Below are 13009 nucleotides of genomic sequence, written 5' to 3' on the forward strand. Positions count from 1 at the left end.
TTATTTATGAAAAACAAACAAAAACAAGTTCAGTTGCGAGACGTGCAAGATGTCATTGAGATAATTGGTGGACGTTGGCGGGGAGCTATTTTGGCAAGTTTATGCGACAGACAGAAGCGTTTTAATGAACTCAAACGGGATTTAGGAGATATCACCCCCAGGACCTTGACCAAAGAATTGAAGTATTTGGAAGTCAATAAATTAATAATTCGAAACGCAGAAGAAGGAGCTTCCAATGCGGTCACTTACCGTCTTACTGAGCACGGTGAATCATTGGAGCCGTTGATAGGGGCTATCGTAACTTGGGGGCAGAAACACCGAAAGATGATTTTAAGTTAATCAAGCATTACGGTATTTCTTGAAAAACCATACTTTCAGTAGATCGGCGGTGAGGATATAAGCCACTACAATCAGTAGCATTGCACCCAGATTGGGGAGGGGTAATGGACTCAAACCTATACTTTGCATAAAAGGCAAATAGGGCAGGCTTAAGGTGAGTATTAAGGCTAGCAAGCTCAAAATAACTAAGTATTTTCCAGGTTTGCTTTTAAAAAAGTTTTTGTGGGTTCGAATGATAAATACAATGAATAATTCCGAAAGCACTGACTCTATAAACCAGCCTGTTTGGAAACCTGATTCTTTTACTTTTAAAAAATAAAGCAGTGTCAAAAAGGTGATTAGGTCAAACAATGAACTGTGAATCCCAAACACAATCATGTAATTGCGAATGATTTTCAGGTTCCATTTACCGGGCTTATCTAATTGTTCTTTGTCTACGTCGTCGGTAGTGACGGTAAGAAAAGGAAAATCAGTCAGGAAATTGGTCAAGAGGATTTGTTTGGGAAGCATCGGTAAAAAGGGCAACACCAAAGATGCTATTGCGACACTACACATATTGCCAAAAGTAGAGCCGGTGCTGATATACAGGTATTTGAGGGTATTGGCAAAGGTTTTTCTGCCTTCCTTGATGCCATCTACCAAAACCATTAAATCTTTTTCCATCAGTACAAAATCTGCGGCTTCGCGAGCTACATCTACGGCATTATCGACCGATATACCTACATCTGCCGCATTGAGGGCTGATATGTCATTGATACCATCTCCCATGTAAGCTACCGTATAGCTTTGTTTAAGGGCTAAAATGATACGTTCTTTTTGTTGGGGTTCTACCTCGGCAAAAATGTGCGTTTTTTTTACGAGCTGCTTTAGTGCTTCGGGGCTTGTGTTGAGTAGCTCTTTACCTGTTATAATTCTGGGATTGGAGATACCAATTCCGAGCGCAATTGACGAAGCTACGTTTTTATTGTCTCCAGTGATTATTTTTAAACCTACTTTAAGCTGTTGTAATTGATTGATAGTTTCTTTTATGCCCGATTTGATAGGGTCATTCATCAAAATAAAACCTGCAAAAATCATTTCGGTTTCAAGGTCTTTTGAGATGGAATTTGTACCAATGTTTTTATAACAAATCGCAATCGCTCTTAGCCCCTTGCTCCCGTAAGTTTCAAAACTTGCTTGGAGGGCTTGCTTGTGTGGCTCAATATCTTCGAGGGTTTCGTTTGCAAGTTTAATTTTTGAACAAATACTCAAGATTTGCCCAAAAGAACCTTTGCTAATAAGAAGTTTTGTGTCAGCATTATTAATACCAATACTGAGTCTTTTTCGGATAAAGTCATAAGGTACTTCGCCTATCTTCGTCACATTCGGACTATCAAGCTTTAATTGTTTTAAGGCATCATCGATGGCATTGGAATATCCCGTCTCAAAATAGGCATTCCAATAAGCTAGTTGTTTTACAAATTGACTTTCTTGTTCGGAGGCATCGGTAATACCCGCTATTTTGATTGCACCTTCGGTAATAGTGCCAGTTTTGTCGGTACAGAGTAAGTTAACTTCTCCGAGGTTTTGGATAGAGTTTAGTTTTTTTACAATTACTTTTTTGGCAAGTAGCCTTTTGGCACCAGCACTCATCGAAATCGTAGTAATAGCTGGCAATAGCTCAGGCGCCATTCCTACTGCTAGTGCCAATGCAAAGAGGGCTGATTCTATGATGCCTTTGTGATTAAGGAGATTGACGGTAAGAATCACTACGGCCAATATCAGGGTAATTTTCATCAAAAGATAACCAAAATCCTTGATGCCTTTTTCAAACGTGGTTTCTACGGTTCCTGAAGCGCTGACGGTGATTTTACCAAAAATGGTTTGTTCGCCAGTTTGTATCACCAATGCTTTGCCGCTGCCACTTACTACGTTGGTACCTTCCCATAGACAATTGGTCCTTTTTGACAATTCGGTTTCTGCATCTAATGTTCCCACTGTTTTTTTGACAGGATAAGATTCACCCGTAAGGCTGGATTCGTTGGCGTGCAGTTCGTTTTCTTCAAGGAGCAGACAGTCGGCGGGTATCATATCTCCCGCATTTAGGATAATAACATCCCCTTTTACGGTTGCTTTGGAAGCTACTTCTTTAAGAGTACCATCTCGTAACACTGTTGTCTTTAATGCAATCATGGATTGAAGCTTCTCCACTACTTTGCTAGCGTTTCTTTCTTGAAAAAAACTGAGAAGGCCTGTTGACAACACAATGAATAAGATAATGAACACGTCGGATGTATCACCCAAAAAAGCCGAAATAATAACCGCTCCGATGAGTAAAAGCATTAGAGGGCTATTAAATTGATTCACAAAAAGAAGAATGTCCTTTTTGAATGCAGATTTAGGCTTTTGATGGGAGGTCGCTTCAGAGAAGAGGGCATCAGCGGCAGATTGAGTTAGTCCTTTTTCTGAACTTTTGAGTAACCCAAACCAATACTCAGTACCAAATTGCCAAAATTTATTGTCTGTTGCCGTTTCCATAATGCTAATTATGATGTAGGGGCAAATTACTAAAAAACAAAATCACTCAAGAATGATATTTGACATAAACTCGTCAAAAGTTTAACTGGCAATAAACCTTATGAAAAAGGGTATATTATAAATCCGAAGATTTATAATATACCCTTACTGTGGTCTCTTCTATAGAAGGGAGATAACTATGCTTGGCTTTCGGCGTAGTTTTTGAAATTGTTCAAAATCGCCTGCCACCCTTCTTGTTGCATTTCTACTGGATTTTGGGTTTCGGCATCAAAAACGGTAGTCACTTGAGTGCCGTTGTCAATACTTTTGAAGGTGACGGTTACTTTTCTGCCGTCGGGCATAGTATAAGTAAATCCCTCACCCTCTGTGATTTCGTCATAAATGGCTTCAAAATCAAAACCCCAACTACCGTCTTTGGCTTCCATGCGGGCGCTGTATTTCCCACCTACTTGCATATCGTTGGAGGCACTGGGGCACTGCCAATCATCGGAGGCAAAGTTCCATTTTGTGATGTGCTCGGGTTGGGTATAAAAATCCCAAGTTTTTTCAATATTAGCTGCAATGTTTGCTTGAACGGTGATTTGTCTTGTGTTCATGGGTGTTAATGATTGAGGATTATTAAAAATTATGCGTGATAGATTACTGGATGGTTAATAAAAACTCATCTAGGTTGTCGAGAGTCATAGCTAGACCTTCTTCCATTCCCATCTGAATTACTACTTCTAAGTCGGAGAGTGAGTTGTAAATAATGACCGTCTCAACCAAGGCATTTTCGCCTTTATCGCTGAAAGTTACATCCCAATTGGCGCGTGGAAGTTCGGGATTAAGAACACCGTTTTCGTCGCAAAACCCGTCTAAGGCGGTAAAATTATCGATAGGCTTGATGGTCAGGAAGTCCGAAATGCTCCAATATTCGGTTCCGTCGGGGGCTACCATGGCATAAAGCCAACGTCCTCCTTCACTAAAATCCATTGATTTGGTTTTGGCTTTAAAGGGCTTAGGCGCAAACCACTGGTCCAATAGCTCTCTCTTGGTGTAAGCATCCCACACTAACTGACGAGGAGCCAAAAATTCTCTTCTAAAGGTGATAGCGTTGGTGGCTTTGTCAACAAGAAAGTCAAATTGCAGATTGGGTTTCATTGTGTTATTTGTTTTTAAGCGTTAATAATAAATCGTCAAGTTGGTTAAAACGGTCTTCCCAAATCTTTCGAAACTGTTCGAGCCATTTATCTATTTCTTTCATTTTCTCAATTTCGAGTTGGTAGTAAATCTCTCTCCCCTGATGTTGCTGCCTGATGAGTTCGCACTCAGTCAGGATTTTCAAATGCTTCGAAACTGCTTGACGAGTCGTGTCAAAATGCTCAGCAATAGCGTTGGGAGTCATTGCTTGTATGGCGATGAGCGCTATAATAGCTCTTCTGGTGGGGTCGGCGATGGCTTGAAAAATATCTCGTCTCATTGTCTTTTTTATTATGAAACTAATTGGTTGCAAATTTATGTGCAACTATTCGGTTTCGCAATTTTTTTTACTAATTTTTTTTGAAAAATATCTATTTTACTGTTAAAGTGTTGAAAATAAGTGTGTTGATAAGAGCTGTAGGGCTTGTGTTATAAAAGGAAGTCAGTTGGGAAAGCCCTTGAAACAAAAAAATCTGGAAAGGTATGATACCCTCCCAGATTTTTGTGGAGTGAAATAATGCTACAATAAGTACTTCAATTTCACTACCTCTTTTTCATTAAGGAAGCGCCATTTGCCGCGAGGAAGTTCTTTTTTGTTGAGTCCGCCATACACAGTACGGTCGAGTTTGAGGACTTCATAACCTAGAGATTCAAAAATCCGGCGTACGATACGGTTGCGACCGCTGTGGATTTCGATGCCAACTACCATTGCATCGGGAGTAACCACCGCCAATTCATCAGGCTTAATAGGTCCGTCTTCCAATTCTAAACCATCTTTGATTTTCTCGAAGTCTTCTGCCGTAATAGGCTTGTCCAGTTCTACTTGGTAGATTTTTTGGACATTGTTAGAAGGGTGCATGAGCTTTTCTGCTAGTTCGCCATCGTTGGTAAGAAGCAATAGACCGGTGGTATTACGATCTAAGCGGCCTACGGGGTAGATACGTTCGGAACAAGCACCTGCTATCAATTCCATCACAGTATGACGTCCTTCGGGGTCGTCGGTAGTAGTGATATAGTCTTTTGGTTTGTTGACCAAAATATATACCATTTTTTCGGGGTTCAAGACGCGGTTACCGTATTTTACTACGTCTCCAGGGTTGACTTTATACCCCATTTCTGTAATGACCTTCCCGTTGATGGTGATTTGTCCCGTCTCGATAAGCCCGTCAGCTTCTCTTCTGGAGCAAAGTCCCGCATTGGCGATATACTTGTTGAGTCGGACGAGTCCGTCGTCGTCTTTAGGTTGGATTTTTTTTGCGTATTGCTCTTCAGCCCGTTTGAAATTGTAACGAGGTGCTTCTTCAAACTCACCTACACGCCGACGTTGAGCATCTTTAGCGCGGTCTTTTTGAGGTGCTTTTTCAAAGTTTTCGTTGGTACGGGGACGTTTTTCACTTCTTGGCTCAAAACCTTCTTTATCAAAAGATTTCTTGAAAACGGGCCTTTCACCACGCTCTGTTCTATCCTCTCTTTTGTCGAAATTTCTTTCGCCGCGAGGTTTGAAGTCACCTCTTTTTTCAAAAGGCTTGTCAAAACTTCTTTCACCGCGAGGTTTGAAATCATCTCTTTTTTCAAAAGGCTTGTCAAAATTTCTTTCGCCACGAGGTTTGAAGTCATCTCTTTTTTCAAAAGGCTTGTCAAAACTTCTTTCGCCACGAGGTTTGAAGTCATCTCTTTTTTCAAAAGGCTTGTCAAAATTTCTTTCGCCACGAGGTTTGAAGTCACCTCTTTTTTCAAAAGGCTTGTCAAAATTTCTTTCGCCACGAGGTTTGAAGTCATCTCTTTTTTCAAAAGGCTTGTCAAAATTTCTTTCGCCGCGTGGTTTAAAGTCACCTCTTTTTTCAAAAGGTTTGTCAAAACTTCTTTCGCCGCGAGGTTTAAAGTCGCCTTTTTTGTCGAAAGGTTTGTCAAAACTTCTTTCACCGCGAGGTTTGAAGTCACCTTTTTTGTCGAAAGGCTTGTCAAAACTTCTTTCACCGCGAGGTTTGAAGTCACCTTTTTTGTCGAAAGGTTTGTCGAAACTTCTTTCGCCGCGAGGTTTGAAGTCACCTTTTTTGTCGAAAGGTTTGTCAAAACTTCTTTCACCACGTGGTTTGAAGTCACCTTTTTTGTCGAAAGGTTTTTTGAAGGCAGGTTTGTCGAAGCGTTCTTCTGCTGATTTTCTGGAAGGTTTGAAATCGTAAGACTTACTTAGTTTGTTGGAAGTCCCTTCTGGATCTTTTTTAAACTTACTGTAAAATGGCTCGTTGCCGGGAGTTTTATTGCTTTTTTTCATTGAGCTTGCAGTATCACTACTGTAATTATTGAATTATGTAAATGAATATTTGGCTGTTGGTTATTTTGGCGAAATTGCCTGATAATCAGCGATACAAAGGTACGAATTTTTGGGGAAAGATGATTTTTTATCATTAATATATCTCAAAAGGATGGATTTGGACGTTTATTCAAAAATCCATCCTATCCTATTAACTTTATCGCTGTGATGACTGACCGTGTATCTGTGAAACCACTTTGGATGCCTTCTCGCAATTTTGTGGAGCAATCCAACCTTAAAAAGTTCCAAAATTGGTTGTTTGTTAAGAAAGGACTTTACTTCAAAAATTACCATGATTTATGGGATTGGTCGGTGACTGATTTAGAAGATTTTTGGGAAAGTATTTGGCAATTCAACGACGTTAAGAGTCATAGTTTATATTTTGATGTATTGATAAGGTCTTCTAAAGATTTTATTGGTACAAAGTGGTTTAGGGGGGCTACTATCAACTATGCCGAGCATATATTTCGTCACAAAAATACCTCCCGACCTGCTATTATGTATCAGTCTGAACGTGAACCATTGCGTGAGCTTTCGTGGCGTGATCTTGAAAAACAAGTAGGTGCTGTGGCGGCTTTTCTCAAACAATCAGGCGTAGGAGTGGGGGATAGAGTAGCGGGGGTATTGCCCAATGGTCCTCAAGCCGTGATTGCTTTTTTGGCCACCAACTCGCTCGGGGCGGTGTGGTCGAGTTGCTCGCCCGATTTCGGAACAGCGAGCGTGCTTGATCGTTTTCAGCAGATCGAACCTAAAGTGTTGTTTTTGACAGACGGCTATACTTACAATGGCAAAGCTTATGACAAGCTGCCACTGATAGGGGATTTGATAGCTCAACTTCCTACATTGAAAAAAACGGTTCTCTTGCCTTTTTTGAATCCTCAAAGTAAACTTTCGCAAGCTGTCATGTGGGGGGATGTGCTCAAAACTCCCTTTTCGACCCTTGAGTTTACACCTGTGCCTTTTGAACATCCGTTGTGGATATTGTATTCGTCGGGTACTACGGGTAAGCCCAAAGCGATTACTCATAGTGTGGGAGGCTGTTTGCTCGAACACCTCAAAGCACTTTCTCTTCACCAGAATGTAAAACCCGGCGACCGTTATTTTTGGTATTCGACCACGGGCTGGATGATGTGGAATTTTTCGGTAGCTTCGATGCTCGTAGGGGCTACCCTGGTGCTTTATGAAGGGTCGGCAGCTTTTCCAAACCTCAATGTACTGTGGGATTTGGCCGAGAAAGCCAAAATCAATCATTTTGGCGGTGGCGCTGCCTATTATATTGCTTGTATGAAAGCTGGTATCAATTTACAAGGATACAAGTTTAACCAACTTCAAACCATTGGTTCTACGGGGTCGCCTTTGCCGTCGGAGGGTTTTGAATGGGTTTATAAAACCTTCAAAAAAGATGTGTGGCTGATTTCGCTAAGTGGGGGGACCGATATTTGTAGCGGATTTGTGGGAGGGTGCCCTACGTTGCCCTTATACGCAGGCGAAATTCAGTGTCGATTATTAGGTTGTAAATTAGAGGCTTACGATGAGGCAGGACAGCCTGTTAAGAATGAACTAGGCGAAATGGTCATCACGCAGCCCATGCCCTCGATGCCTATTTATTTTTGGAACGATTCCCAAAACCAGCGTTATCGGGCGAGTTATTTTGAAGATTATCCGGGCGTATGGCGGCATGGCGATTGGATTCAGATCACTGAGCGTGAAGGCGTGGTAATTTATGGACGTTCCGATGCAACACTCAACCGCGATGGTGTACGCATCGGAACCAGTGAAATCTATAGCGCAGTGGAGAGCGTAGAGGATGTAGCCGATAGCCTAGTAGTGTGCCTCGAACAAGAAGGAGGCAAGTATTTTATGCCTTTGTTTGTGGTTCCTGCTAAGGGACAGAAGCTAACAGATGACCTTAAGTCGAAAATCAATCACGAATTGCGAACGCGTTTTAGTCCGCGCCATGTGCCTGACGCGATTTATGCAATTTCGGAAATTCCTTATACCATAAGTGGTAAAAAAATGGAGGCCCCTGTCAAAAAAATATTGATGGGTATGAATCCCGCTAAAGTGGCAAGTCGTGATACGATGCGGAATCCCCAGTCCCTTGATTTTTTTGTGAAGTTTGCCCCCGAAAAATTAAGTGTATAACAATAAGAGCCACTCGTTTCTATTCAAAGGCTTTTAGCTGCGTCAGAATAGCTTTGGTGATGTCTTTGCGGCATTGACCAAAACGCGGATTAGGAGTTTTGAGGTCTTTGATGAGGCGAGTGGCAAAAAAATACACATTGTTTTTGCGTTCCACATAACCTACCCACCAGCCTGTATCTTTATCTCCGTAGCGAGTCCAGCCTGTTTTGGCTCGAATGGTATAATTCCCTTTTTGTTCGACTACCATTACTCGTTTAAGAATCTCGATATTTCGCTTCGAGAAAGGCACTTTTTCTTCATAGACCCGCATCAAAAATTTGACTTGCTCCATGGGAGAAATCCCAAAACTGCCAAAATTCCAAAAATCATCTCCTTTTTGCGATAAATTGAGATTGCTATACTGAGCCGCTTTCAAAAAAGCTTTATAGCGCTCTTTTCCGATTTTCTTAGCCAATTCGATAAATACCCAGCCGGCCGAAACCTCAAACGCTTCTTTGACGGTCATGTCATGATAAATGTCGGGGCGGTATCCATACAAGGTAGTATCGGTATGGCCTACCCATTTGACTACCACGTTTTCATCTTTGATAACCTTGGTTTCTAGCGCAATGAGTAAGTTGATGATTTTAAAAGTAGAAGCAGGTAGCGTTTCTTGATAGGCATCAACGGCATTGCTGAGGTGCCATTTTTTGTTTTGATAGTCATAAATCGAGATGCTGCCTTCTAGCTGACATTCCTTAAAGGGCGTTTTGAAATCAATCTGAGCGTGGAGAAGGGTCGTAGTGAGAATAAGGCATAAAGCAGCTACTGCGATTTTCATGGTCTAATACAAAAAGGTGATGAATGTGACGCAATTTAAGCCATTTATTGGGCTTAAGGTTCTTATATATTTACATTTTTTTGATAAAAACTTGTCTAAATAAAATATTGTCTTTAAAATTGTAAGTAAATTAATAATTAGTAAAACAATTAAATATTTGACGCTTCATCAACAATCCTTACCTAGATTCGATAGAGGAATTTGGATTAGTTATCAACCTTAAAAATGGATATCATGGAAACATTCATCACCGAAATAGTCCCTTCACAAGTTCAGGAAGAAGACTTTTTGCCTTTGAATGGCACAGATTATATCGAGCTGTATGTAGGCAATGCCAAGCAAGCGGCGCATTATTTTCAGACGGCTTTTGGATTTCAGCCTTTGGCTTATGCGGGATTGCAGACGGGGCTTCGCGACCGCGAGTCTTACGTAGTGCAACAAGGCAAAATTCGTCTAGTATTGACATCACCCTTGAAAGGCGGAACCGAAATTGGAAAGCACATCGATACCCACGGCGACGGCGTGAAAGTAGTGGCACTTTGGGTAGATGATGCAGAATATGCTTACCATACCACGGTAGAGCGCGGCGCTAAACCATATTTTGAACCAGTAGTAGAGGAAGACCAGTGGGGCAAAGTAATTCGGTCGGGGATACATACCTATGGCGATACAGTACATGTGTTTGTAGAGCGAAAAGAATATGAGGGCGTTTTTTTGCCAGGTTTTCAAGCTTGGAAGCCTGCCTATCAGCCTAGCGATGTAGGTCTCAAGTACGTAGATCACATGGTGGGCAATGTAGGCTGGAACGAAATGCTCCCTTGGGTAGAATTTTATGCTCACGTCATGGGCTTCAATCAATTGGTTTCGTTTGATGACAAAGACATCTCGACCGATTATACAGCCTTAATGAGCAAAGTCATGAGCAATGGAAACGGGCGCATTAAATTTCCAATCAATGAACCTGCCGAAGGCAAGAAAAAATCGCAAGTGGAGGAATACCTTGATTTTTATGGCGGAGCGGGCGTACAGCACATCGCCGTTGCCACCGACAATATCATCGAGACTGTGACAGAATTGCAAGAGCGAGGCGTGGAGTTTTTGAACGTCCCTACCACTTACTACGACGATTTGCTAGAGCGTGTAGGCCATATCGACGAAGATTTGGAGCCGCTGCGCCAATTGGGGATTTTGGTAGATAGAGACGATGAAGGCTACTTGCTGCAAATCTTCACGAAGCCTATCATGCCGCGCCCTACTTTGTTTTTTGAAATCATCCAACGCAAAGGAGCGAAATCTTTTGGTAAAGGAAATTTTAAAGCTCTTTTTGAGGCTATTGAGCGCGAACAGGCGTTGAGAGGTACGTTGTAAAACTCCCAAATGAGACCAGACATGGAACAGGCATATCAAAAATATACCCAAGAAGACCAAGCCATGTGGCAGATGCTTTTTCAACGTCAGATGGCGCAGCTACCTGCTATTGCTAGTCGCATGTATTTAGAGGGCATCGAAAAGGTAGGGTTTAGGGCGGAGCATATTCCTAATTTCAACAACGAGACCAATCCGCGTCTACGGCAGTTGGCTGGTTGGGAGGTAGAAGTAGTGCCGGGATTGATTCCGCAGCCAGATTTTTTTAGATTACTTTCTAACCGTAAGTTTCCAGCTTCTACGTGGCTTCGTACGCCCGCCCAATTGGACTATCTCGAAGAGCCAGATATGTTTCATGATACTTTTGGGCATGTACCTTTGCTGACTCACCAGCCCTTTTGTGATTTTGTCGAAGATTTGAGTCGAATTGCTTTACGTTTCATCGATTTACCCGAAGCCATTGTGCAGATTAGTCGATTGTATTGGTACACGGTGGAGTTTGGTTTAATAGAGGAAGCAGGTCAGCTCAAAATTTATGGGGGTGGAATTTTATCGTCAGCCGGAGAAAGTGTGTACTGCTTAAGCGACAAAATTCCCAAGTTACCTTTCGATGTTCGGACGATTTTGGCCACACCTTTTCATATTGACCGATTTCAGGAGCATTATTTTGTGATAAATTCTTACGAGCAGCTTTATCGCTCAACGCCTGATATTGAGGAATTTCTGTCTGAAAGCTATTTGGTTGGAAAATAAATTTCAAAAATTTTGTTCTTTTTTTGACCTGAAAACTTGCGAAAGAGAAATTAATTCAGCTATATTTGCACCTCGTTAAGCCAAACGCCGCTGCAAATGCAGCAAAATCAACGGAGAGATGGGTGAGTGGCTGAAACCAGCAGTTTGCTAAACTGCCGTACTCGTAAGGGTACCGAGGGTTCGAATCCCTCTCCCTCCGCTGCTAATTTTGGCCTAGCATCGGGATGTAGCGTAGTCCGGTCATCGCGCCTGGTTTGGGACCAGGAGGTCGCAAGTTCGAATCTTGCCATCCCGACTTTATAAAGCACTGTAAGACAGTTTCTTACAGTGCTTTATGCTTTATAAAACCTTTAGGGTGGCAGAATGGTGGCAAAAATACAGAATGACCGATAAACTAATCATATTAGACCTTGACGAGACTCTTATTCACGCTACTTCCCATAAACGTGACCTTTTGGAAGATTTCATCTTCGATAAATATTTTGTGTATAAGCGGCCATTCCTTGATGATTTTCTTCAACAGCTGAGCCTCGATTTTAAACTGGGGATTTGGTCTTCAGCAGACGACAAATATGTGGAGTCTATTGTGAGTCTAATTAAAACCAGTATTCGTTTTGAAGTAGTTTGGGGGAGAAGTAAGTGTTCATATAGACGAAATATTGAACAAGATACTTATGTTTATGAAAAACGTCTCGCTAAGCTCAAAAAACGTGGCTTTGCACTTGAGCAAATACTTCTGATAGATGATACCCCAGAAAAGGCACGCCCTAATTATGGCAATGCAATTTACATTGATGAATTTAGGGGTGACCCAAACGACAATGAATTAAATCATCTTCTCAAATATCTGAGGACATTGAAAAACTGTGAAAATGTCCGAGCAGTTGAAAAAAGAAATTGGAGATACAAATGATTCAATACGAAATACAGAATGATTTGTATAAGTGTTGCAAGGGTCTAATGATCACTTTTTTTTGTTAAAATCCCCTTTTCTACGCTTTCGTTAATCAGGCCTTCGGCATAATTCCAGAGCGATGTAGAGCCATGATTGATTACTTTTTTCTTGTCATAAACTTTCTGGTAGTCTACATTAAATTCGGCCCAAGTTCCGCCATTGTTGGAGGTATTTTGAAGCAATGGTTCAAATCGGTCCATTGCTCTGGCAAATTTGGCTTCATCGCTGATGCCCTCTTCAAACTCTAGCCAAATGGCGATTAATTCTTCGGCTTGGGGTGCTGGTAAAAGGCCAAAAATCCTTTTGGCCGCTATAAGCTCTTGCTCAGTGTTACAGTGATTTTTTGTGGTGTCATAAATAAACGTATCACCCGCATCTATTTCCACTATATCATGAATCAAGACCATTTTTAAGACTTTAAGAATATCAATCGGTGTGTTTGAATGTTCGGCCAGCACGATGGTCATCATCGCTAAATGCCAGCTATGCTCGGCGTCATTTTCACACCGGTCGCTGTTAAACAATTTTGTTTTGCGTTGGATGTACTTTAATTTGTCGATTTCTTTTATGAAATTAACCTGTTGTATTAGATTTTCTAATGACATTGTGGTTGAGTTTTAAA

At 41.5% G+C, this 13009-nt stretch carries 12 protein-coding genes and 2 tRNA genes; 7 read left to right on the forward strand and 7 right to left on the reverse strand.

The features are described from left to right. Positions 1 to 6 precede the first annotated feature (6 nt). Complete coding sequence (locus tag P1X15_RS13950; protein WP_277338742.1) at positions 7 to 339, forward strand: helix-turn-helix domain-containing protein; 333 nt, start codon at positions 7 to 9, stop codon at positions 337 to 339. Here P1X15_RS13950 and mgtA read toward each other — a convergent pair whose 3' ends face one another. The 5 genes from mgtA to P1X15_RS13975 all read right to left on the reverse strand — a co-directional run bounded on the left by mgtA (position 340) and on the right by P1X15_RS13975 (position 6310). Beyond that, positions 340 to 2856, reverse strand: coding sequence for a magnesium-translocating P-type ATPase (gene mgtA, locus P1X15_RS13955; RefSeq protein WP_277338743.1), 2517 nt, complete (start codon positions 2854 to 2856; stop codon positions 340 to 342). 176 nt (positions 2857 to 3032) lie between these two features. Beyond that, on the reverse strand, positions 3033 to 3452 hold the full coding sequence (locus P1X15_RS13960; RefSeq protein ID WP_277338744.1) for an SRPBCC family protein: 420 nt from the start codon (positions 3450 to 3452) through the stop codon (positions 3033 to 3035). A 43-nt stretch (positions 3453 to 3495) separates the two neighbouring features. Beyond that, positions 3496 to 3996, reverse strand: coding sequence for an SRPBCC domain-containing protein (locus P1X15_RS13965; RefSeq protein ID WP_277338745.1), 501 nt, complete (start codon positions 3994 to 3996; stop codon positions 3496 to 3498). Between the two features lie 4 nt (positions 3997 to 4000). Then, complete coding sequence (locus P1X15_RS13970) at positions 4001 to 4315, reverse strand: helix-turn-helix transcriptional regulator (RefSeq protein ID WP_277338746.1); 315 nt, start codon at positions 4313 to 4315, stop codon at positions 4001 to 4003. 240 nt (positions 4316 to 4555) lie between these two features. Continuing rightward, positions 4556 to 6310: a pseudouridine synthase gene (locus P1X15_RS13975; RefSeq protein WP_277338747.1), complete on the reverse strand. Its 1755-nt coding sequence runs from the start codon at positions 6308 to 6310 to the stop codon at positions 4556 to 4558. A gap of 207 nt (positions 6311 to 6517) precedes the next feature. Here P1X15_RS13975 and P1X15_RS13980 point away from each other — a divergent pair, with 207 nt between their 5' ends. Continuing rightward, positions 6518 to 8494, forward strand: coding sequence for an acetoacetate--CoA ligase (locus tag P1X15_RS13980; protein ID WP_277338748.1), 1977 nt, complete (start codon positions 6518 to 6520; stop codon positions 8492 to 8494). Positions 8495 to 8513: 19 nt separating this feature from the next. Here the strand turns inward: P1X15_RS13980 and P1X15_RS13985 are convergent, their stop codons facing one another. Beyond that, positions 8514 to 9314 carry a penicillin-binding transpeptidase domain-containing protein gene (locus P1X15_RS13985; RefSeq protein ID WP_277338749.1) on the reverse strand — a complete coding sequence of 267 codons (801 nt, stop codon included), beginning with the start codon at positions 9312 to 9314 and terminating at the stop codon, positions 8514 to 8516. Between the two features lie 234 nt (positions 9315 to 9548). Here P1X15_RS13985 and hppD point away from each other — a divergent pair, with 234 nt between their 5' ends. The 5 genes from hppD (at position 9549) to P1X15_RS14010 (ending at position 12345) form a co-directional block, all read left to right on the forward strand. Continuing rightward, the gene (gene hppD / locus P1X15_RS13990; RefSeq protein ID WP_409049685.1) at positions 9549 to 10682 is read left to right on the forward strand and encodes a 4-hydroxyphenylpyruvate dioxygenase; all 1134 of its coding nucleotides are present in this window, start codon (positions 9549 to 9551) and stop codon (positions 10680 to 10682) included. Between the two features lie 21 nt (positions 10683 to 10703). After that, on the forward strand, positions 10704 to 11432 hold the full coding sequence (gene phhA, locus P1X15_RS13995) for a phenylalanine 4-monooxygenase (RefSeq protein WP_277338751.1): 729 nt from the start codon (positions 10704 to 10706) through the stop codon (positions 11430 to 11432). Positions 11433 to 11544: 112 nt separating this feature from the next. Then, positions 11545 to 11631 (forward strand) — tRNA-Ser (locus tag P1X15_RS14000). 21 nt (positions 11632 to 11652) lie between these two features. Beyond that, a tRNA-Pro gene (locus P1X15_RS14005) sits at positions 11653 to 11727 on the forward strand. Between the two features lie 39 nt (positions 11728 to 11766). Continuing rightward, positions 11767 to 12345, forward strand: coding sequence for an HAD family hydrolase (locus P1X15_RS14010; RefSeq protein WP_277338752.1), 579 nt, complete (start codon positions 11767 to 11769; stop codon positions 12343 to 12345). Positions 12346 to 12389: 44 nt separating this feature from the next. Here the strand turns inward: P1X15_RS14010 and P1X15_RS14015 are convergent, their stop codons facing one another. After that, positions 12390 to 12992 (reverse strand): HD family hydrolase, encoded by a 603-nt coding sequence (locus P1X15_RS14015; protein WP_277338753.1) that lies wholly within the window; start codon positions 12990 to 12992, stop codon positions 12390 to 12392. Positions 12993 to 13009: the final 17 nt, after the last annotated feature.

Origin of the sequence: Runella sp. MFBS21 (assembly GCF_029433105.1) — a bacterium.
In the GTDB taxonomy this organism is placed as follows: Bacteria; Bacteroidota; Bacteroidia; order Cytophagales; family Spirosomataceae; genus Runella.

Excerpts from the sequence above, each read along its gene's own strand:
- P1X15_RS13950 (WP_277338742.1), top strand. The coding sequence starts at position 7 with ATGAAAAACAAACAAAAACAAGTTCAGTTGCGAGACGTGCAAGATGTC.
- mgtA (WP_277338743.1), bottom strand. The coding sequence starts at position 2,856 with ATGGAAACGGCAACAGACAATAAATTTTGGCAATTTGGTACTGAGTAT.
- P1X15_RS13960 (WP_277338744.1), bottom strand. The coding sequence starts at position 3,452 with ATGAACACAAGACAAATCACCGTTCAAGCAAACATTGCAGCTAATATT.
- P1X15_RS13965 (WP_277338745.1), bottom strand. The coding sequence starts at position 3,996 with ATGAAACCCAATCTGCAATTTGACTTTCTTGTTGACAAAGCCACCAAC.
- P1X15_RS13970 (WP_277338746.1), bottom strand. The coding sequence starts at position 4,315 with ATGAGACGAGATATTTTTCAAGCCATCGCCGACCCCACCAGAAGAGCT.
- P1X15_RS13975 (WP_277338747.1), bottom strand. The coding sequence starts at position 6,310 with ATGAAAAAAAGCAATAAAACTCCCGGCAACGAGCCATTTTACAGTAAG.
- P1X15_RS13980 (WP_277338748.1), top strand. The coding sequence starts at position 6,518 with ATGACTGACCGTGTATCTGTGAAACCACTTTGGATGCCTTCTCGCAAT.
- P1X15_RS13985 (WP_277338749.1), bottom strand. The coding sequence starts at position 9,314 with ATGAAAATCGCAGTAGCTGCTTTATGCCTTATTCTCACTACGACCCTT.
- hppD (WP_409049685.1), top strand. The coding sequence starts at position 9,549 with ATGGAAACATTCATCACCGAAATAGTCCCTTCACAAGTTCAGGAAGAA.
- phhA (WP_277338751.1), top strand. The coding sequence starts at position 10,704 with ATGGAACAGGCATATCAAAAATATACCCAAGAAGACCAAGCCATGTGG.
- P1X15_RS14010 (WP_277338752.1), top strand. The coding sequence starts at position 11,767 with ATGCTTTATAAAACCTTTAGGGTGGCAGAATGGTGGCAAAAATACAGA.
- P1X15_RS14015 (WP_277338753.1), bottom strand. The coding sequence starts at position 12,992 with ATGTCATTAGAAAATCTAATACAACAGGTTAATTTCATAAAAGAAATC.